Raw genomic sequence first — 17,534 nt, 5'->3', positions numbered from 1 at the left:
TGATTTCCGGAGGGATGCGCCCGTGACGACGAGAGAACAGGTCCTGCAGGCGCTCGCCGCCGTCCGGCTTCCCGCGAGCGGGGGCACGCTCGTCGCATCCGGGCGCCTCTCCGACGTCGTCGTCGAGGGCGGGCGGGTGATGTTCTCGATCGCCATCGACCCGACCGAGGCCCAGGCGATGGAGGGCGTGCGCAAGGCCGCGGAGGACGCCGCGCGCACGGTCGCGGGCGACGCGACGGTGCTCGCGACCCTCACCGCCGATCGCCCCGTGCCGAAGGGCCCCTCCTCCACGACGCCCGCCCGCGCGGGCGTCCAGCCCGGCCGCCCGGCGAGCCCACCGCAGCCGAAGGCGCAAGGCATCCCGGGCGTGAAGCACGTGATCGCGGTGGCGTCGGGCAAGGGTGGCGTCGGCAAGTCGACGACGGCCTGCAACCTCGCGCTCGGCCTGCGCGCGATGGGGCTCTCGGTCGGCATCCTGGACGCCGACATCTACGGCCCCTCGATGCCCAAGCTCTTCGGCCTGCACGGCAAGCCCCGCGTGCTCTCGGGCCGCATCCTCGAGCCGCTCGACGGCTGGGGCGTCAAGGTGATGTCGATCGGCTTCATGGTCGAGGAAGAGACGCCGATGATCTGGCGCGGGCCGATGGTGATGTCGGCCATCACCCAGATGCTGCGCGAGGTCGCCTGGGGCGAGCTCGACGTGCTCGTCGTCGACATGCCGCCGGGCACCGGCGACGCGCAGCTGACCATGGCGCAGGCGACCCCGCTCGCGGGCGCCGTCATCGTCTCGACGCCGCAGGACCTAGCCCTGATCGACGCCCGGCGCGGCGTGGCGATGTTCCAGCGCACCCAGATCCCGATCCTCGGCATCGTCGAGAACATGGCGACCTTCGTCTGCCCCCATTGCGGGGAGACGAGCCACATCTTCGGCCACGGCGGCGCGGCGGCGGAAGCGGCGAAGCTCGGCGTGCCGTTCCTGGGCGAGGTGCCGCTGAACATGACCATCCGCGAGACCTCCGACGCCGGCCGCCCGGTGACGGCGCTCGACCCGGACGGGCCGCATGCGCGCGTCTATCGCGGGATCGCGGAGAAGGTGTGGGGGGCGTTGTCGGGAGGACGCGCGAGGGTTGCGCCGAGGATTGTTTGGGAGTGATCTCGCCGGGCGCGAGCCAAGTCTCAGCTGAGTCGAGACGTTGCTATCCCACAGGGGTAAAGGTTGCATGGAGGAGACCCCTGTGCAGAATGTCGACGCAGTGAGGGCTCGTCGATATGGCCGTGACGGAATCAGCTCTGCTTCTGCGTCGTCGTAGAGATGCTTGGATGCAATTTCTTGCATTCGTCGACAAGCATCGCCAGGATCACTGGATCTTCCGTGGGGTCGCCGATGCCGCGAGACACCGGCTCGTCCCGAAGGTCGGTCGTGAGCCCGGAGTGTACGCACTCGAGAAGGAGCTCGCGGTGTTTCGCAACTTCAAGCGCCGAGCGCACCAGTTCGTCGGCATTTCGGTGCTGACGGATTGGGATGTTCTCGCGCTGGGGCAACATCATGGGCTGCCGACGCGTCTTTTGGACTGGACGACGAATCCGCTGGTGGGCGCCTATTTCGCGGTGACGAGCCAGCCGAGGCACACGACCGCTCGCGTGTTCGCAGCGCAAGCCCCTCGCCTCGTAGACCTCGCGTCCGAGCCCGATCCATTCGGCGTAGCCCGTGTTCGCACGTTCGTTCCGCCTGCCGTCACCCCGCGCATCGTCGCGCAGCGCGGCCTCTTCACGGTACACCCGCATCCGACGTTGGCTTGGCAACGGCGTTCGACGGCGGCGTCGCGAATCGACCACTTCGACATCGACGCCGCGTTCAGGCAGTATTTCGAGCGCAAGCTGTTCCAGCTGGCGGTCGAGTCGAGCGCCATCGAGGCGGACCTCGACGGCATCGGCGGGACCCTCGCGTGGCAGTTCGCCAACGGCGTTGCGGTCGGCGCGTTCAACTACTGAGGTACCGGACATGTCGCTCAAGGCCGCAAAGCAGAGACATGCCAAGGTCGAGGCGATCCTCGATGCGGCAGAGGTCTATCGCATCGCCGGAACGCCGGAGTGGCGCAAGCTCGCGGAGCTGTCGGATGAGACCGTTCTCGACGGCATTCGAGCCAATCCCGACTCGATCATCCTCAAAGGTGACCGTTTCAGCGGCATCATGAACATCTACGTGATCCTGAAGGTGCACGGAGATGATGCGTTCGAGGAGACTGATGCCTTCCCGGCGCGATTCGAAGGCCATTTCGAGGGCGAACGTGCGGTGATAGACGAAGCGGACGTGAGCGTGCGCTCCTTCTACATCGGCAGCGGTATCGAGCCCCCATGACCCCTCGTCCCGACCACCCCCACCGCATCACCCCCGACCCCTCCGACCCCCGCCTCACCCGCAAGGTGACCGGCATCGACGAGGCCGGTCGCCCGGTCGAGACCGCCGTCACCGTCGAGCGGGGGCTGACGCTGTACCTGAACGCCCAGGAGATCGTCACGATGATGACGATCGGGGACTATCCCGAATACCTGGCGATCGGTTACCTGCTCAACCAGAACATGCTGAAAGCCGACGACGTCGTCACCGACGTCGACTACGACGAGGATCTCGAGGTCGTCGTCGTGCGCACCGAGCGCGAGACCAATTTCGAGGACAAGCTGAAGAAGCGCACCCAGACCTCCGGCTGCGCCCAGGGCACCACCTTCGGTGACCTGATGGAGGCTCTCGACGAGATCGTGCTGCCGAAGGCCAGCCTGCGCACCTCCTGGCTCTACCGCCTCACGCACGCCATCAACACGACGCCCTCGCTCTACCTTGAGGCGGGGGCGATCCACGGCTGCGTGCTCGCGCGGGCCGACGACCCGCTGGTCTACATGGAGGACGTCGGGCGCCACAACGCCGTCGACAAGATCGCGGGCTGGATGTACCGCCACGGCGAGACCGGGGCGGACAAGATCTTCTACACCACGGGCCGGCTCACCTCGGAGATGGTGATCAAGACCGTGCGCATGGGCATCCCCATCCTCGTCTCGCGCTCGGGCTTCACCGCCTGGGGCGTCGAGCTCGCGCGGCGCACGGGGCTCACCCTGATCGGCCGCGCGCGGGGCAAGCGGTTCGTGGCGTTGGCCGGCGAGGAGCGGATCGTGTTCGACCAGGACCTCGCCTACGTCGCGGACGAGAGCGCGAAGTCTCGCCGCAAGGGGTCGAAGGAGGGAGCCGGCGGTGACGACTGAGACGCATCCTCCGACGCTCGGCGTCCTCCTCGCCGGCGGGCTCGCACGGCGCATGGGCGGGGGCGACAAGCCGCTACGGACGATCGGCGGGCGCACGATCCTCGATCGCGCCATCGAGCGGCTCGCCCCGCAATGCGACGGCCTCGTCCTCAACGCCAACGGCGACCCGGCCCGTTTCGCGCAGACCGGGCTCACGGTCGTCGCCGACACGGTCGAGGGCTTCGCCGGCCCCCTCGCGGGCGTGCTCGCCGGTCTCGACTGGGCGGCGGAGAACCGGCCGGAGATCGCCTATGTGGCGACGCTCGCCGCCGACACGCCCTTCGTGCCGCACGACTTCGCCGCGCGCCTGCACGCCGCGCGCGCGGCCGCGGGCACGCCGCTCGCCTGCCCCGAGAGCGGTGGGCGCACGCACCCGACGAACGCGCTCTGGCGCGTCGACCTGCGCGAGGACCTGCGCCATGCCCTCGTCGTCGAGGACATGCGCAAGATCGACCGCTGGACCGCTCGCCACGGCATCGCGCACGCGGCCTGGCCGGTGGAGCCCCTCGACCCGTTCTTCAACGCCAACACGCCCGAGGACATCGCGGAAGCGGAGCGGCTCCTGGCGGGTGGCGGGCAGGCCGGAACCGGCCCGGATCGTGCGCCAAGATCTTGAAAGCGGTGCCGTTTCGCGGCAAGAGTGGGGGACCGAAAACGTCCGGGAGGACACCCCGATGAAAGCTTTCCTCGCCTCGCTCGTCGTGGCGCTCGCCGTCGCCGTCGGCGCGGCCTGGCTGCTCGAGACCACCTATCAGTCCACCGCCGCGGACGCCTACGCCACCAACGGCGCGCGCGTCGGCGATCCGGGCCACAACCTCGTCGGCACGGACTGGTACTCGTCCCGCAGCTAGACCAGCGCCCCGTAGGGCAGGAACGCCACCGTCTCGCCCTGCGCGACGCGCGTCACGTCCTCGGGTAGCTCGACGAGCCCGCTCGTCTGGGTCAGCGACGTGATCACGCCCGCGCCCTCGCGCGGGTGCTTGCGGGCGACGAGCCCGCCGGCGCCGTCCGGCGCGAGCGTGCAGCGCACGTACTCGCGCCGTCCCGCCTTCTTGGCGTAGGCGAATCCGGCGCGCACGGGGAAGGACGTCGGCGGCCGCCAGGCCTCCCCCGCGAGCCGGGCGACGAGCGGGCGCGCCAGCATCGCGAAGGTCACGAACACCGCGGCCGGGTTCCCCGGCAGGCCGATGAAGGCCTTGCCGTCCACCACGCCGAGCGCCACGGGGCGGCCCGGCTTGATGCCGACGCGCCAGAAGGTCAGCGCGCCGGTCGCCTCCACCGCCGCCTTCACGTGATCCTCCTCGCCGGTGGAGACGCCCCCCGACGTCACCAGCATGTCGACGTCCGCAGCCGCGGCGGCGAGCGCGGCCGAGACCGCCTCGCGCCGGTCGGGCAGGATGCCGAGGTCGCGCACGGCGCAGCCGGCCCGGCGCGCCAGCGCGAGGAGCATGAATCGGTTGGCGTCGTAGAGCCGCGCGGGGCCGAGCGCCTCGCCCGGCACGACGAGCTCGTCGCCGGTGGAGAACACGCCGACGCGCAGGGGCGCGCGCACCGCGACGTCGGCGATGCCGAGGCCGGCGAGGAGCGCGAGGTCGCGCGGGCCGATGCGACGGCCGGCGGGGAGCGCCAGCGCGCCGGCCTCGATGTCCTCTCCGGCGGGCCGCGCGTTGGCGCCGGGCTTCAGGCCCGGGGGAAGCACGACGTCGCCCTCCTCGCGCACGGCGTCCTCCTGCATGAACACCGTGTCGAAGCCGTCCGGCATCGCCGCGCCGGTGAAGATGCGCAGCGCCGTGCCGCGCGAGACCCCCGCGCCGCCCGCGCCCGGCGTTGCGCCGGCGGGCAGGCGTCCCGCGACCGGCAGGCGCGTCTCACCGCCCGGCGCGAGGTCGGCGTGGCGCACGGCCCAGCCGTCGACCGCCGCGTTGAAGAAGGGCGGCAGCGGGATCGGGGCCGAGACGTCGTCGGCGAGCACGCGCCCGTCCGCCTCGGCGAGCGACACCCGCTCGACGCGGGCGACCGGCGAGAGCCGCGCGGCCATGAGCGCGCGCGCCTCGTCGACCCGCATCAGTGCGCCGCCGAAGGCGAAGCAGTCGTTCGAGAGCTGTGCCATCGATCTCGCTCCTTCAGGCGCGGGAAGGCTTCAGGCGGGCGGGCGCGGGGGCCTCGGCCAGCATGGCGAGCAGGGTGTCGCGGTCGAGCGCCTCGCGCAGGGCCACGTCGGCGATCGCCTCGACGTCGTCGAGGGGCACGACCGGCACGGGTGCGTCCGGCAGCGCGACGTCGCTCGCGATCGCGCGCACGGCGGGGGCCCGCCCATGGAGGGGCGGCTTTCCGGTCGCCGCGCGGAAGACCTCGATCTTGGGGTGCCCCCAGGACTTGAAGCCCTCGACGATGACGAGATCGACCGGCGCGAGCCGCGCCAGCAGGGCGCCGAGCGGCGGCTCCGCCTCGCCGGGCGCGTATTCCCGCATGAGGGCGAAGCGTCGCCCGGAGGCGACGAGAACCTCCCGCGCTCCGGCCGCGCGATGCGTATGGCTGTCCTTGCCCGGCTGGTCGACGTCGAAGGCGTGGTGGGCGTGCTTGAGCGTCGACACCTCGACGCCGCGGGCGACGAGGACCGGGATGAGCTTCGCGAGAAGCGTCGTCTTGCCCGCACCGCTCCACCCGGCGAGCCCGATCACGCGCGTGGGTGCCGACATGGGATCCTTCACGTCCGATGAACCGGCGACGGTTCTAGCGCGCGCGAACACGCTTGTCGCGGGCGAACGCGCGCGCCGCCGTGCCGAGGCTCGGCCCGGACGGCTCGACCTGCCGGCCTTCGCATGAAGGCGGGGCGATGTCCGTCGAACGCCCCGCGGCTCAGCCCTTCTTCTTGGGGGCGGTCGCCGCGGTGGCGGTGAGCGCGCCCTTGGCGAAGCCGGTCGGCGCCGGGGCGGCTTCCTTCTTCGTCTTGGGCTTGCGCACTTCCTTGTTGCCGCGCATCTGACCTTTTGCCATCTCGATATCTCCTCGTGCATCGGCTCGCGGATCGCGGCCCGTCATGCGTCTCGATCGTCGCCGGGGGCCCGTGGCGCAGGGGCGCCGTCGCTCGGCGGCTCGTTCGGATGTCTGGGGCCGCGGTGCGACGCCATCGACGTGACCACGTCGCGCTGCGCGGCGGGCGGGGGGCGTTCGCCGGCGGGCTTCGCGACCCTGCGCCCCGAGCCGCCGCGGCCGCCGCGCCCGACGGCGCGCTTCTCGCCCAGGTCCGAACCCGCATCCGACCCGCCGTCGCCGGCGAGCCGGTCCAGGTCTATCAGCGTGCGGGCGATCAGCCGGCGTCGGCTGGGCTCGGCCGCGCTCGCGCCGCCGGCGAAGAGCTCGAGCAGATAGCGTGCGGTCTCGAGCGCGTCCCCGAGCGTCTCGGCGGGTGTCGTGGCGAGCAGCACCTCGAGCTCGGACCGGCTCGCACGCACGGCGGCCTGATCGGCCTCGATCCGCGCGTGGAGGCGCCGCAGCTCGGTCGCCCTGCGGCCCGCGGCGCCGCGGTGGTGGTCGAGCGATGTGGGGTCGTGGTCCATCCGGCGGGTTCCGGCGGCGCTCAGGCGCGGAACGGCGAGACGTGCCGCTCGATCTCGCTCTCGCGCACCGCCCGGACCCCGGAGCCCCTGCCCTCGATCCGGTAGGACGGCTCGCCGCGCTCGTCGAAGGGCATCAGCCGGGTGATCCGGTACACCCCGGTCTCGCTGGCGCGCACGCCGGAGAAACGCGTCGCGAAGAGCCGCACCTCCTGGTGGAGCGCGTACCTGTGGGCGGGGCTCTCGCCACCGCGACGTTCGGGCATGAAGGCTCCTGGAGAGAGGAATACGGAGCCGGCGGGGGTGGACATCCACCGCGAGGAGGCCGGTTCTTCACCTCTCCCGGTCATGCTAAGACCCTTCCCCGCCGAATACAAGGATAATCGACGGTGAGATCTTGCGATCATCGGCCGGGCTCGCGCTCCCGCCGCGCAACCGCCCGCTCGCGCAGGAAGATGTACACCCCCGCCGCCACGATGATCGCCGCGCCGAGCATCAGCGCGGGGCGCGGCACGTCGCCGAAGACGAGGAAGCCGAGCACGGCGGCGAAGAACAGCAGCGTGTACTGATAGGGCACGACCGTCGCTGCGTCCGCGAGCTTGAAGGCCCGGTTGACCGCGACGTGGCCCATCATCGAGAGCACGCCGAGCAGGGCCAGCAGGCCGAGGTCGAGCGGTGTCGGCGAGACCCACGCGAAGGGCGCGAGCACGAGCCCGGCGAGCCCGGCTCCGGTCGTCTGCCAGAGCACGAGCGTGGTGTCGGGCGTGCCGCGCAGCACCCGCGAGAGCAGCATCATCCCCGCGAAGGCGAGCGAGCCGACGATCGACACGCCCGCCGCCGCCGAGATCGTCGCGCGTGAGGGCTCGAGCGCGATCACCACGCCGACGAAACCGACCACGATGGCGCTCCAGCGCCGCCAGCCGACCCGCTCGCCGAGCACGAGGGGCGAGAGCGCCGCGACCCAGATCGGCGCCGCCATCCAGTAGGTGAGCACGTCGGCGAGCGGCAGGTATGCCACCGCGACGTAGAAGCAGAACACCTCCAGCGTCGAGAGCGCCACGCGCAGCGCCTGCAGGCGCGGGCGCTCCGGCCGCAGCAGCGCGGTGGGGCTCGTGCGCATCAGGAAGGGCGCGAGCACGACGAGCGCGGCGAGGCTGCGGATCAGCAGTACCTGCCCGGCGGAATAGGTGGCGACGAGCCACTTGCCGAGCGTGTCGTTCACCGCGAACAGGAGCATCGCGAGGAGCATCACCAGGATGCCGGCGCGCGCGCCGGGGGTCGTCAGGGCGGAGAGCGTCGAGGCGCGCGGGGCGGGCATGGGGGTGGGTGATCCGGTGGAGGGCGGTTCGGTGGCGGGACGATGGGCCATCCTAGCGCGTGGCGCGCCGTCGCTGAACGGCGTCGGCGGCACACCTGACCCGCGTGGCCGCCGCGCCCGCCGGACCTCTTGCCGCGTGGCGCCCGCGCACGCACATTGGGCGAACGACGCGCGCGCGGACGGCGCCCCGAGAAGACGCCGCCCCGGATCCCTGAGAGAGGACGCCATGAGAGCCGCCATCGTGGGCTGGGCCCACACGCCCTTCGGCAAGCAGGACGCCGAGACCGTCGAGAGCCTGATCGTGCGTGTCGCGCGCGAGGCGCTCGCCCACGCGGAGATCGGGCCGGAGGACATCGACGAGATCGTCCTCGGCCACTTCAACGCGGGCTTCTCGGCGCAGGACTTCACCGCCGGCCTCGTGCTCCAGGCCTCCGACCTGTTCCGCTTCAAGCCGGCCACCCGCGTCGAGAACGCCTGCGCCACCGGCTCCGCCGCCGTGCAGCAGGCCTTGAAGACGATCGAGGCGGGCCGCGCGCGCCGCGTGCTCGTCGTCGGCGTCGAGCAGATGACCACGACGCCGGGGCCGGAGATCGGCAAGAACCTGCTCAAGGCCTCCTACCTGCCCGAGGACGGCGACACCCCGGCGGGCTTCGCGGGCGTCTTCGGCAAGATCGCGGCGGCCTACTTCCAGCGCTGGGGCGACCAGTCCGACGCGCTCGCGGGCATCGCGGCGAAGAACCACGCCAACGGCGTCGACAATCCCTACGCCCAGATGCGCAAGGACCTCGGCTTCGCCTTCTGCCGTGCCGAAAGCGAGAAGAACCCCTTCGTGGCCGGGCCGCTCAAGCGCACCGACTGCTCGCTCGTCTCCGACGGCGCCGCCGCGCTCGTCATCGCCGACATCGACAGCGCCATGGCGATGCACCGGGCGGTGGGCTTCCGCGCCACCGCGCACGCGCAGGATTTCCTGCCGATGTCCAAGCGCGACATCCTCAAGTTCGAGGGCTGCGCGGTGGCCTGGCAGCGGGCCCTGGCGGAGGCGGGGGTGACGCTCGGCGATCTCTCCTTCGTCGAGACGCACGACTGCTTCACCATCGCCGAGCTGATCGAGTACGAGGCGATGGGCCTCGTGCCGGAGGGGCAGGGCGCCCGCGCCGTCGCCGAGGGCTGGACGCGCAAGGACGGCAAGCTCCCCGTGAACCCGTCCGGCGGGCTCAAGGCCAAGGGCCACCCGATCGGCGCCACGGGCGTGTCGATGCACGTCCTATCCGCCATGCAGCTCGTCGGCGAGGCCGGCGGCATCCAGGTGAAGGACGCTCGCCTCGGCGGCATCTTCAACATGGGCGGCGCGGCGGTGGCGAACTACGTGTCGGTCCTCGAGCGGGTGCGCTGAGGCGGCGTGCCGCCGCCCTCAGGGCGAGCGGCCCGTGCCGAGCACCGCGTCCACCCAGCGCGGCACGGTCTCGCTCGCGCGGCCGTAATCCCGCTCGTCGAACAGATGGGCGTTGTCCGAGGGCTCGAGGTTGATGTCGCGGGTCGCGATCCCCGACTGCCGCGCCGCCCCGACGAGGCCGGCGGCCGGGTAGACCGCGCCGGACGTGCCGATGGCGACGAACAGGTCCGCCGCCATCAGCCGCTCCTCGATCGTGTCGAGGTGGAAGGGGATCTCGCCGAACCAGACGACGTGGGGCCGCAGGGTACCCGCGCGCCCGCAGGCGCCGCAGGTGTCCGCCGTCGAGAGGTCCGCGCGGACCTCCGCCACCGCTTCGCAGGACGTGCAGCGCGCCTTCAGCAGCTCGCCGTGCATGTGCAGCACCTCGCGGTGTCCGGCACGCTCGTGCAGGTCGTCGATGTTCTGGGTGACGAGCGTGAGACGTCCGCCCCGCGCCGCGAGGCCGGCCTCCAGCCGGGCGAGCGCATGGTGCGCCGGGTTCGGCTCGGCCGCCAGCAGGTTCCGGCGGCGGGCGTCGTAGAAGGCCTGGACCGTTTCAGGGTCGCGGGCGAAGGCTTCCGGCGTGGCGAGCGTCATGGGATCGAACGTCGCCCAGATGCCGCCGACGTCGCGAAAGGTGCCGAGCCCGCTCTCGGCGGAGATCCCGGCGCCGGTGAGCATGAAGACGTGATCGATGCGCTGCATCCGGCTGTTTTAGATCATCCTCGACGAACGCGGGAGGGGAGACGACGAATGCGCCTGAGGCCCGCCACGCTAGCCGACCTGCCGACGCTGCTCGCCTGGAACGAGGACCCCGACGTCGTCGCCTCCAGCGGCGCGGACGACGCCTTCGATTGGGCGGGGGAGATACCCCGCACGGTCGATTGGCGCGAGATCCTGATCTTCGAGGCCGACCGTCGTCCCGTGGGCGTCGTCGTGGTGATCGACGCCGCACGGGAGGAGACGCACTACTGGGGCGATTGCGGCCCGGGGCTGCGGGCGCTCGACGTCTGGATCGGCAATCCCGCCGATCGCGGCCGCGGCTACGGCGGCGCGATGATGAACCTCGTCCTCGCCCGCTGCTTCGCGGAGCCCTCGGTCTGCGCCGTCCTGCTCGATCCGCTCGTCGAGAACGTGCGCGCCCGCCGCTTCTACGAGCGCCTGGGGTTTCGTGCGGTGGAGCGGCGGACGTTCGGGGAGGACGATTGCATCGTCTATCGGCTGGAGCGGGCGGACTGGAACAGCTGACGGCGCCGGACGGGCGCAAGCTCCGTCACAGCAGCCCCAGCTCCGCCAGCTCGCGCCTGAGCCCCTCCGGCATCTCCGCGAGCCCCGCGGCGGCCTCGTCCGAGAGGTCCGCCGGCGCGTCCTTCTCCTCGAGGTAGCGCCAGCCCTGGAACGGCCGGCACGGGCGCGGCTGCACAGGCACGACGACCGGCTCCAGCACGAGATGGCAGCGCCCGATGCCGCCCTCGTCGGTGAAGGGCCGGATCGCGACGAGCCGCTGGCGAGCGCAGAGCTGGCCCTTGATCACCCAGTAGAGCGACCCGCGCCCGGCGATCTCGTCCATCCGCTTGGGCACCATCCGCGTCGTGTGCCGCTGCTCGTAGGGACGCCCGGCCCGCGCCGCGTAGAGCCGGCTCTCCTCGATCCAGCCCTCGAGATCGGCGATCGACTCGGCGCCGACGCAGAGCTTGAGGAGATGGAGGGGCGGGCGGGCGTGCATGCGGGAGATGTAGCGCGCGCCGGGCGGGCGGTGAAGCGTCCCGGCGCGCTTGTCCACGGCGATGTCGCCGCGCCCCCTTCGTTGACACCCGCCCTCGCCTCGGCTATGTCGCCCCGCGAAGCGCGGGTCTCGCCACGAGGCCCGCGTTCTCGTTCACGCACCCGCGGATCCGGCCGGCAGGCCGGGCCTGTCGTCCCGGTCGGCTCGCGAGCCGGTTCGGGGAGAGGAGGGCGCGTTCCTCGAAGACCAGACAACGCAAAGAGGAACCGCGATGTCGAAGCGCATTGAGGCGAAGTACAAGATCGACCGCCGCCTCGGTCAGAACATCTGGGGCCGTCCGAAGAGCCCCGTCAATCGCCGCGAGTACGGCCCCGGCCAGCACGGCCAGCGCCGCAAGGGCAAGATCTCGGACTTCGGCACGCAGCTGCGCGCCAAGCAGAAGCTCAAGGGCTACTACGCCAACATCACCGAGAAGCAGTTCCGCCGCTACTACGCCGAGGCGATCCGCCAGAAGGGCGACTCCGGCGAGAACCTGATCGGCCTGCTCGAGCGTCGTCTCGACGCGGTGGTGTACCGCTCGAAGTTCGTGGCGACCCCGTTCGCCGCCCGCCAGTTCGTCAACCACGGCCACATCCGGGTGAACGGGCGCCGGGTCAACATCCCGAGCTTCCTCGTCAAGCCCGGCGACGTGATCGAGGTCAAGCAGGCCTCCAAGCAGCTCGTCGTGGTGCTCGAGGCCTCGCAGCTCGCCGAGCGCGACGTGCCGGACTACATCGACGTCGATCATTCCAAGATGGTCGCCACCTACGCCCGGATCCCGACCCTCTCGGAGGTGCCGTACCCGGTGCAGATGGAGCCGAACCTCGTCATCGAGTTCTACTCGCGCTGATCGCGCGCCTCCGGGCCGAGCGGCTCGGGGCGAGAGAGCTCGAACGAAGACGACGAAGCCGCCCGGGCGACCGGGCGGCTTCCTTCGTTTCCAGGGGTCGCTGGACGGACGGGCGCCGCGTCAGCCGCGGCCGCGGCCGTGATGATATCCGCCGTGGTGGCGCTCGCCGCGGCGCGGGCCGGCGTCGAAGCCGCCGAGCTCGCGCACGAGCACCGGCAGCAGGGTCCGCTGGTCCGCATCGAGGCTGTCCCAGAAGGGGCGCATCGCTTGCGCCAGCGCGCCGATCTCCTCGGCGCGCTCGTTCGAGGTCTCGGCGCGGCGCTCGAGCCGCTCCATGAAGTCGAGCCCGGGTCCGGGGCCGGCTCCGGATCCGCGCATGCCGCCGCGATCGGCGCGCGGCCCCTCTCCAGGTCCCATGCCGTTGCGCGGGCCCATGCCGTCGCGCGGGCCCATGCCGTCGCGCGGGCCCATGCCGTCGCGAGGTTCCATGCCGGGCCCGCCGCGATCGCCGAAGCGCTCCTGCATGCGCGCGCGGCGCTCGTCCCGCATCGCCTCGCGGCGCGCGCCGCGGCTCTGCGCGGCCGCGCGCCAGGCTTCGGCGACGGGCTCGAACAGGGCGCTCTGCTCCGGCGTCAGGTCGAGGCCGGCGCGGATGCCGGCGAGGCGGGCGTCGATCAGCGTGCCGCGGTCGATCGCGACCGCCGGCGTGTCGCCCCGGGCGTTGCCCGGGCCTGGCGCCTGCTGCTGCTGCTGCGCGAGCGCCGGCGCGGCGGAGAGCGCCGCGACCGTCGCGAGTGCGAGGAAGGTGGCGCGTGGGGAGGCGAATCTCATGGCTGTCCTCGTTGTCCGTGCGTCCCGCCGGGACGCTTCGGGACGGATCGTCGCAGGTCCCGGCTGCCGCCGAGATGGCCTACGCATGACCGTTTCGTCATGAACGCGCGAGGACGCGCCGAGTGCCCCCTGCGCCGTCGGGGGAGGCCCGTCCCTCAGCCCGCGGGCTTCTGCCACTCTCCCGGCGCCGCTTCCGGCGGCCCGGCATCCCGCGAGCCGGCGTTCGCCGGCGCGGCGCCCGCGCCGGATGATGCGCCCGAGGATGGACCCGCGGGTGCACCCACGAATCCCCGTAGCAGATCGATCGGCACGGGGAAGACGATGGTCGAGTTCTTGTCGCCGGCGATGTCGTAGAGCGTCGAGAGGAAGCGCAGCTGCATCGCCTCCGGCGTCTGCGAGAGGATGCCCGCGGCCTCCGAAAGCTTCTGCGAGGCCTGCATCTCGCCCTCCGCGTCGATGATGCGGGCGCGCCGGTTGCGCTCGGCCTCGGCCTGGCGGGCGATGGCGCGCACCATGCTCTCGTCGATGTCGACATGCTTGATCTCGACGTTGGCGACCTTGATGCCCCAGGCGTCCGTCTGGCTGTCGAGGATCTCCTGGATGTCCGAGTTGAGCTTGTCGCGTTCGGACAGCATCTCGTCGAGGTCGTGCTTGCCGAGCACCGAGCGTAGCGTCGTCTGGGCGAGCTGGCTCGTGGCCATCATGTAGTCCTCGACCTGGATGATCGAGCGGTCGGCATCGACGACGCGGAAGTAGATCACAGCGTTGACCTTGACCGAGACGTTGTCCTTCGAGATCACGTCCTGCGAGGGCACGTCCATGGTGATGGTGCGCATGTCCACCTTCACCGCCTGCTGCAGGAACGGGATGACGAAGATGATGCCTGGCCCGCGCACGCCGCTGTAGCGCCCGAGCGTGAACACGACGGCGCGCTCGTACTCGCGCATGATGCGGATCGCGCTCGCGACGATGCCGAGCACGACGAGCGCTATGACGAGGTAGGCGACGAGATCGAGGCCCATCATCGGGTACTCCTCACGTTTGCCGGACGGTCGGCCGGCCGATGCGCCGGTGGCTGTGCGTCGGGGGACGCCGGGTCGCGGTGGTCCGCGCCGAGGCGCGCGACCGTGAGCGTCAGGCCGTCGCGGGAGAGGACGCGCACCGGCTCGCCGGGCGCGAGCGGCTCGTCGGCCGTGGCGCGCCAGCGCTCGCCGTGGATCTCGACCTCGCCGGCGAAGGCCTCCCAGTGGAGCACCCGCGCCCGCGCGTCGACGAGCGCCTCGTCGCCGGTCGCCGGGCGCCGCCGCAGCGCACGCACGGCGGCGGCGAGGACGATGGTCAGCAGGAGCCCGGTGGCGAGCGTCGCGGCGAGCGCGACGGCGGGGGAGAGCGAGAAGCCCGGCGCGTCCGTGTCGAACAGGATGAAGGAGCCGAAGCCGAAGGCGACCGCCCCGCCGATGCCCAGCGCCCCGAAGGCGGGCACGAACACCTCCGCCACCATCAGCGCGACGCCGAGCGCGATGAGCAGCACGCCCATCACGTCGATCGGCAGGAAGTTGAGCGCGTAGAGGGCGAGCAGCAGGGAGATCGCGCCGACCACGCCGGAGAAGATCACGCCGGGGTTCGCGAACTCGAAGATGATGCCGTAGATGCCGATGAGCAGCAGGATGTAGGCGATGTTCGGGTTGGTGATCAGCGCCAGCGCCTCCACCAGGAAGCCGGGCTCGTGAGCCACGATCGCCGCGCCGCTCGTCCCGAGCCGCACGTCCGCCTCGCCCAGCCGCACGACGCGCCCGTTCGTCTCGCGCAGCATCGCGCGCAGGTCGTTCGCCAGGATCTCGACGACGCCGTCCTGCACGGCGTCGGCCGCGGTCAGCGTCGCGGCGTCGCGCACCGCGGCCTCGGCGAATGCGGCGTTGCGCCCGCGCAGCTCGGCGAGGCCGCGGATATAGGCGGCGGAATCGTTGATCGCCTTGCGCGCGGACGCGTCCCCGGCCGCGCCGCCGCCGAGGCTCACCGGCGTCGCGGCGCCGAGCGTGGTGCTCTGCGCCATCGCCGCGACGTGGCTCGCATACAGGATGTAGGTGCCCGCCGAGGCGGCGCGGGCGCCGGCCGGCGCGACGAAGGTCGCGACCGGAACGGGGGCGGCGAGGATCGCGGCGACGATGTCGCGGGTGGCGGCGTCGAGGCCGCCGGGCGTGTCCATGCGCAGGACGAGCATGCCGCCGGGCGCCTCGGCGGCCTGCGCGAGCGCGTTCTCGACGAGCAGCGTCGTGGCGGGGCCGATGGGGCCGTCGATGTCGGCGACGACGACGGTCTCCACCGCGTAGCGCGCGGCGCGCGGCTCGACCTGGGCCGCGGCGGGGCGCAGTGCCGCCACCACGACGAGGCCGGCGAGAACGAGCGCCAGCGTCGTCACGCCGATGCGCGGGGCGGGTGCGACGTGCCTCACGGGCCGCCCTCCCCGGTATCCGCGCTGACATCCACCTTCGCGGCCCCCACCTGGTCGGCGACGACCGCGCCGCGGGCGCCGAGCGGCGCGTCCGGCGGGCGGGTCGTGTCGGCTGCCGTCTGGTGCTCCATCTCCGCGTCGACCTCCGCGCCCACGAGCAGGATGACCGTCGAGATCCAGGCCCACATCATCACCGCCGCGATCGTGCCCAGCGAGCCGTAGGTCGCGGAAAAGTCGGTGAGGTTGGAGACATAGTACGAAAACCCCGCCGAACCAACGAGCCACACGGCGGCTGCCGTCAGCGAGCCCGGCGAGATCCAGCGCCAGCGTGCCGCCACGCGGCTCGGCCCGTAGCGGTAGAGCGCGGCGATGCCGACGTTGGCGACGAAGAACAGGACCAGCGTGGGAAACACCGCGATGAGGAGCCGCCCCAGCCCGCCGAGCGGGAGGGCCTGGAGCACCACGGGCACGCCGACGACGACGTTCACCAGCACCATCGTGAAGGCCAGCGTCGCCACCGTGAAGGCGAAGGAGCGGACGTAGAGCGAGACGAGCGCGCGCTTCTCGCGCTCGCCGTAGATGACGTTGAGGGCGTCGAACAGGGCGAGCACCGCCGAGTTGATGATCCACAGGGCGATCGCGAGCGTGATCGCGAAGGTCGCGGTGAGCGTGCCGGCCTGCGCCGCGATGAGCCGGTCGAGCTCGCCGGCGATCAGCTCGAGCAGCCCCACGGGCAGGAAGCCCTCGAGCTCGTCGAGCTGCCCGGCGAGCACCTCCGGGTCGCCCACGAGCCCGAACAGGGCGACGAGGGCGGCGAGCGAGGGAACGATGGCGAAGACGAGGAAGAAGGCCGCCCCCGCGGCGTTGGGCGCGATGCGGTCGCGCGTGTAGCCCTCGATCACGCGCCAGAAGACGTCGCGCAGGCCCTTGGCCGGCATGCGCCACGGGCTCGTCGCGTCGCGTCCGCGACCCTCCTCGCTGGCGCGCGCGTGGGAGACCGGCAGCGGCGTGTGTCCGCGGCCCGGCGGCCGGCGCCGGGGGAGAGGCGGTCCGGCCCGCCTGCCGCTCGTGCTCGTGTCGGCGTCGTCGTCGTGCACTTTCCCTCTCGCCTGCGTCCTCGTAGCTGCCAACGCCGCCGCCCGCCGGGACGTTCGACGGCCGCGCGCGCACGGGGGCGCGAGACGGCGCGACGAAGCGTCGCCCTGGGCCGCCGAGGGCACGGAACCCTCGCACGGCTCGGATGTTGAGAGCGCGAACCGACGAGGAGTGCTCATCCATGACCGCCAGTGCTCAGAACGGCGACGATCGTCCCCGCGCCGATTGGGACGAGCTCAAGCGCGAGGCCTCCGACGCCGCCCGCGACACCGCAGAGGAAGCGCGCGAGGCGGGCTACGCCTTCGTGAACGGGGCCCGCGACCGCGCGGCCGACTACCTCGAGCGCCGCAAGGAGAGCGCCGTCCAGTCGATCGACGACGTCGCCCACACCCTGCGCGAGAGCTCGGAGAATTTCGACGATCGGCCGAACCTGCGGCTGTTCGTGGACAGCGCCGCGGACGGGCTCGAGAATCTCGCCGAGGAGATCCGAGACCGCAGCTTCATCGAGGTCTATGCCGACGTCGAGCAGCTCGCGCGCCGCCGTCCCGCCCTCTTCGCCACCGCCGCCGGGGTCGCGGGCTTCATGCTCGCCCGCTTCCTGAAGAGCTCGGCCGAGGAGGTGGAGGAGCGGCGCATGCACGGTGCCTGGCAGCGCGAGCAGCGCCACGCCCGCCGCTACGGCGGTGCGGGCTACGCGCCGGGCGCCGCGCAGGCGGGCTTCGAGACCTCGGGACGCGATCCCGGCGGCTACGGCGCCGAGCGCCGGCCGTCCGGCGAGACCCACGCGGGTCCCACGGGCACCGGCGCCGCCCGCAGCGAGAGCCCGAACGTCTCGGGCACCCGCACGCCCGAGCGGTCCGGCGGCGCGCCGGGCACGTCCAACGCGGCCGCGGCGCAGGCCGCCGCCAACGCCGCCGCGCGCCCGCGCGGCGAGAGCTGA

The 17,534-nt window shown here is 72.2% G+C and carries 22 protein-coding genes; 10 read left to right on the top strand and 12 right to left on the bottom strand.

Annotation, left to right across the window (positions count from 1 at the left end; all coding sequences use genetic code 11):
- Positions 1–22: 22 nt before the first annotated feature.
- From ACTZWW_RS04830 to ACTZWW_RS04805, 6 genes are all read left to right on the top strand, one after another.
- Positions 23–1,153, top strand: a complete 1,131-nt coding sequence (locus tag ACTZWW_RS04830) for an Mrp/NBP35 family ATP-binding protein (protein WP_444779809.1) — start codon at positions 23–25, stop codon at positions 1,151–1,153.
- A gap of 167 nt (positions 1,154–1,320) precedes the next feature.
- Positions 1,321–1,992 carry an FRG domain-containing protein gene (locus ACTZWW_RS04825; protein WP_444779808.1) on the top strand — a complete coding sequence of 224 codons (672 nt, stop codon included), beginning with the start codon at positions 1,321–1,323 and terminating at the stop codon, positions 1,990–1,992.
- A gap of 10 nt (positions 1,993–2,002) precedes the next feature.
- The gene (locus ACTZWW_RS04820; protein WP_444779807.1) at positions 2,003–2,359 is read left to right on the top strand and encodes a hypothetical protein; all 357 of its coding nucleotides are present in this window, start codon (positions 2,003–2,005) and stop codon (positions 2,357–2,359) included.
- A complete protein-coding gene (locus tag ACTZWW_RS04815; RefSeq protein ID WP_444779806.1) occupies positions 2,356–3,255 on the top strand; it encodes a formate dehydrogenase accessory sulfurtransferase FdhD in 900 nt (299 codons plus the stop codon). The genes ACTZWW_RS04820 and ACTZWW_RS04815 overlap by 4 nt, the downstream gene beginning before the upstream one ends.
- Complete coding sequence (gene mobA / locus ACTZWW_RS04810; RefSeq protein ID WP_444779805.1) at positions 3,245–3,910, top strand: molybdenum cofactor guanylyltransferase MobA; 666 nt, start codon at positions 3,245–3,247, stop codon at positions 3,908–3,910. The genes ACTZWW_RS04815 and mobA overlap by 11 nt, the downstream gene beginning before the upstream one ends.
- Before the next feature lie 58 nt (positions 3,911–3,968).
- Positions 3,969–4,145 (top strand): hypothetical protein, encoded by a 177-nt coding sequence (locus ACTZWW_RS04805; RefSeq protein ID WP_444779804.1) that lies wholly within the window; start codon positions 3,969–3,971, stop codon positions 4,143–4,145.
- On the opposite strand, the gene ACTZWW_RS04800 is transcribed toward ACTZWW_RS04805, so the two are convergent.
- The 6 genes from ACTZWW_RS04800 to ACTZWW_RS04775 form a co-directional block, all read right to left on the bottom strand.
- A complete protein-coding gene (locus ACTZWW_RS04800) occupies positions 4,142–5,404 on the bottom strand; it encodes a molybdopterin molybdotransferase MoeA (RefSeq protein WP_444779803.1) in 1,263 nt (420 codons plus the stop codon). The two genes, ACTZWW_RS04805 and ACTZWW_RS04800, sit on opposite strands and share 4 nt — an antisense overlap.
- Positions 5,405–5,417: 13 nt before the next feature.
- A complete protein-coding gene (gene mobB / locus ACTZWW_RS04795; protein ID WP_444779802.1) occupies positions 5,418–5,993 on the bottom strand; it encodes a molybdopterin-guanine dinucleotide biosynthesis protein B in 576 nt (191 codons plus the stop codon).
- Between the two features lie 160 nt (positions 5,994–6,153).
- On the bottom strand, positions 6,154–6,291 hold the full coding sequence (locus ACTZWW_RS04790) for a hypothetical protein (RefSeq protein WP_444779801.1): 138 nt from the start codon (positions 6,289–6,291) through the stop codon (positions 6,154–6,156).
- Between the two features lie 41 nt (positions 6,292–6,332).
- Entirely contained in the window at positions 6,333–6,854 is a 522-nt protein-coding gene (locus ACTZWW_RS04785; RefSeq protein ID WP_444779800.1) for a hypothetical protein, read from the bottom strand.
- A 20-nt stretch (positions 6,855–6,874) separates the two neighbouring features.
- Positions 6,875–7,117, bottom strand: a complete 243-nt coding sequence (locus ACTZWW_RS04780; protein WP_444779799.1) for a hypothetical protein — start codon at positions 7,115–7,117, stop codon at positions 6,875–6,877.
- A 137-nt stretch (positions 7,118–7,254) separates the two neighbouring features.
- Entirely contained in the window at positions 7,255–8,169 is a 915-nt protein-coding gene (locus tag ACTZWW_RS04775; RefSeq protein WP_444779798.1) for a DMT family transporter, read from the bottom strand.
- Positions 8,170–8,395: 226 nt separating this feature from the next.
- Here ACTZWW_RS04775 and ACTZWW_RS04770 point away from each other — a divergent pair, with 226 nt between their 5' ends.
- Positions 8,396–9,562: an acetyl-CoA acetyltransferase gene (locus ACTZWW_RS04770; RefSeq protein WP_444779797.1), complete on the top strand. Its 1,167-nt coding sequence runs from the start codon at positions 8,396–8,398 to the stop codon at positions 9,560–9,562.
- An 18-nt stretch (positions 9,563–9,580) separates the two neighbouring features.
- On the opposite strand, the gene ACTZWW_RS04765 is transcribed toward ACTZWW_RS04770, so the two are convergent.
- Positions 9,581–10,306 (bottom strand): NAD-dependent deacylase, encoded by a 726-nt coding sequence (locus ACTZWW_RS04765; RefSeq protein WP_444779796.1) that lies wholly within the window; start codon positions 10,304–10,306, stop codon positions 9,581–9,583.
- A 48-nt stretch (positions 10,307–10,354) separates the two neighbouring features.
- Between ACTZWW_RS04765 and ACTZWW_RS04760 the strand changes: the two genes are divergently transcribed.
- Positions 10,355–10,849, top strand: coding sequence for a GNAT family N-acetyltransferase (locus ACTZWW_RS04760; protein ID WP_444779795.1), 495 nt, complete (start codon positions 10,355–10,357; stop codon positions 10,847–10,849).
- 25 nt (positions 10,850–10,874) lie between these two features.
- Here ACTZWW_RS04760 and ACTZWW_RS04755 read toward each other — a convergent pair whose 3' ends face one another.
- A complete protein-coding gene (locus ACTZWW_RS04755; protein WP_444779855.1) occupies positions 10,875–11,327 on the bottom strand; it encodes a DUF1489 family protein in 453 nt (150 codons plus the stop codon).
- 271 nt (positions 11,328–11,598) lie between these two features.
- Here ACTZWW_RS04755 and rpsD point away from each other — a divergent pair, with 271 nt between their 5' ends.
- Positions 11,599–12,216 (top strand): 30S ribosomal protein S4, encoded by a 618-nt coding sequence (gene rpsD, locus ACTZWW_RS04750; protein WP_444779794.1) that lies wholly within the window; start codon positions 11,599–11,601, stop codon positions 12,214–12,216.
- 120 nt (positions 12,217–12,336) lie between these two features.
- Here the strand turns inward: rpsD and ACTZWW_RS04745 are convergent, their stop codons facing one another.
- The 4 genes from ACTZWW_RS04745 to ACTZWW_RS04730 all read right to left on the bottom strand — a co-directional run bounded on the left by ACTZWW_RS04745 (position 12,337) and on the right by ACTZWW_RS04730 (position 16,437).
- Positions 12,337–13,047: a Spy/CpxP family protein refolding chaperone gene (locus tag ACTZWW_RS04745; protein WP_444779793.1), complete on the bottom strand. Its 711-nt coding sequence runs from the start codon at positions 13,045–13,047 to the stop codon at positions 12,337–12,339.
- 155 nt (positions 13,048–13,202) lie between these two features.
- Positions 13,203–14,069 (bottom strand): slipin family protein, encoded by an 867-nt coding sequence (locus ACTZWW_RS04740; RefSeq protein ID WP_444779854.1) that lies wholly within the window; start codon positions 14,067–14,069, stop codon positions 13,203–13,205.
- The gene (locus ACTZWW_RS04735; protein ID WP_444779792.1) at positions 14,069–15,499 is read right to left on the bottom strand and encodes an NfeD family protein; all 1,431 of its coding nucleotides are present in this window, start codon (positions 15,497–15,499) and stop codon (positions 14,069–14,071) included. Before ACTZWW_RS04735 ends, ACTZWW_RS04740 begins: the two co-directional genes overlap by 1 nt.
- Positions 15,496–16,437, bottom strand: a complete 942-nt coding sequence (locus tag ACTZWW_RS04730) for a YihY/virulence factor BrkB family protein (RefSeq protein ID WP_444779791.1) — start codon at positions 16,435–16,437, stop codon at positions 15,496–15,498. Before ACTZWW_RS04730 ends, ACTZWW_RS04735 begins: the two co-directional genes overlap by 4 nt.
- A 338-nt stretch (positions 16,438–16,775) precedes the next feature.
- Between ACTZWW_RS04730 and ACTZWW_RS04725 the strand changes: the two genes are divergently transcribed.
- Entirely contained in the window at positions 16,776–17,534 is a 759-nt protein-coding gene (locus tag ACTZWW_RS04725) for a hypothetical protein (protein WP_444779790.1), read from the top strand.

This window comes from Salinarimonas sp. NSM (assembly GCF_052380005.1).
Classification (GTDB): Bacteria; Pseudomonadota; Alphaproteobacteria; order Rhizobiales; family Beijerinckiaceae; genus Salinarimonas.
The sequence above is the reverse complement of the archived record's forward strand: the minus strand, read 5'-3'. Positions and strand labels throughout refer to the sequence as shown.

Excerpts from the sequence above, each read along its gene's own strand:
- ACTZWW_RS04825 (WP_444779808.1), top strand. The coding sequence starts at position 1,321 with ATGCAATTTCTTGCATTCGTCGACAAGCATCGCCAGGATCACTGGATC.
- ACTZWW_RS04820 (WP_444779807.1), top strand. The coding sequence starts at position 2,003 with ATGTCGCTCAAGGCCGCAAAGCAGAGACATGCCAAGGTCGAGGCGATC.
- ACTZWW_RS04815 (WP_444779806.1), top strand. The coding sequence starts at position 2,356 with ATGACCCCTCGTCCCGACCACCCCCACCGCATCACCCCCGACCCCTCC.
- ACTZWW_RS04805 (WP_444779804.1), top strand. The coding sequence starts at position 3,969 with ATGAAAGCTTTCCTCGCCTCGCTCGTCGTGGCGCTCGCCGTCGCCGTC.
- ACTZWW_RS04800 (WP_444779803.1), bottom strand. The coding sequence starts at position 5,404 with ATGGCACAGCTCTCGAACGACTGCTTCGCCTTCGGCGGCGCACTGATG.
- mobB (WP_444779802.1), bottom strand. The coding sequence starts at position 5,993 with ATGTCGGCACCCACGCGCGTGATCGGGCTCGCCGGGTGGAGCGGTGCG.
- ACTZWW_RS04790 (WP_444779801.1), bottom strand. The coding sequence starts at position 6,291 with ATGGCAAAAGGTCAGATGCGCGGCAACAAGGAAGTGCGCAAGCCCAAG.
- ACTZWW_RS04785 (WP_444779800.1), bottom strand. The coding sequence starts at position 6,854 with ATGGACCACGACCCCACATCGCTCGACCACCACCGCGGCGCCGCGGGC.
- ACTZWW_RS04780 (WP_444779799.1), bottom strand. The coding sequence starts at position 7,117 with ATGCCCGAACGTCGCGGTGGCGAGAGCCCCGCCCACAGGTACGCGCTC.
- ACTZWW_RS04775 (WP_444779798.1), bottom strand. The coding sequence starts at position 8,169 with ATGCCCGCCCCGCGCGCCTCGACGCTCTCCGCCCTGACGACCCCCGGC.
- ACTZWW_RS04770 (WP_444779797.1), top strand. The coding sequence starts at position 8,396 with ATGAGAGCCGCCATCGTGGGCTGGGCCCACACGCCCTTCGGCAAGCAG.
- ACTZWW_RS04765 (WP_444779796.1), bottom strand. The coding sequence starts at position 10,306 with ATGCAGCGCATCGATCACGTCTTCATGCTCACCGGCGCCGGGATCTCC.
- ACTZWW_RS04760 (WP_444779795.1), top strand. The coding sequence starts at position 10,355 with ATGCGCCTGAGGCCCGCCACGCTAGCCGACCTGCCGACGCTGCTCGCC.
- ACTZWW_RS04755 (WP_444779855.1), bottom strand. The coding sequence starts at position 11,327 with ATGCACGCCCGCCCGCCCCTCCATCTCCTCAAGCTCTGCGTCGGCGCC.
- rpsD (WP_444779794.1), top strand. The coding sequence starts at position 11,599 with ATGTCGAAGCGCATTGAGGCGAAGTACAAGATCGACCGCCGCCTCGGT.
- ACTZWW_RS04745 (WP_444779793.1), bottom strand. The coding sequence starts at position 13,047 with ATGAGATTCGCCTCCCCACGCGCCACCTTCCTCGCACTCGCGACGGTC.
- ACTZWW_RS04740 (WP_444779854.1), bottom strand. The coding sequence starts at position 14,069 with ATGGGCCTCGATCTCGTCGCCTACCTCGTCATAGCGCTCGTCGTGCTC.
- ACTZWW_RS04730 (WP_444779791.1), bottom strand. The coding sequence starts at position 16,437 with ATGCCGGCCAAGGGCCTGCGCGACGTCTTCTGGCGCGTGATCGAGGGC.
- ACTZWW_RS04725 (WP_444779790.1), top strand. The coding sequence starts at position 16,776 with ATGACCGCCAGTGCTCAGAACGGCGACGATCGTCCCCGCGCCGATTGG.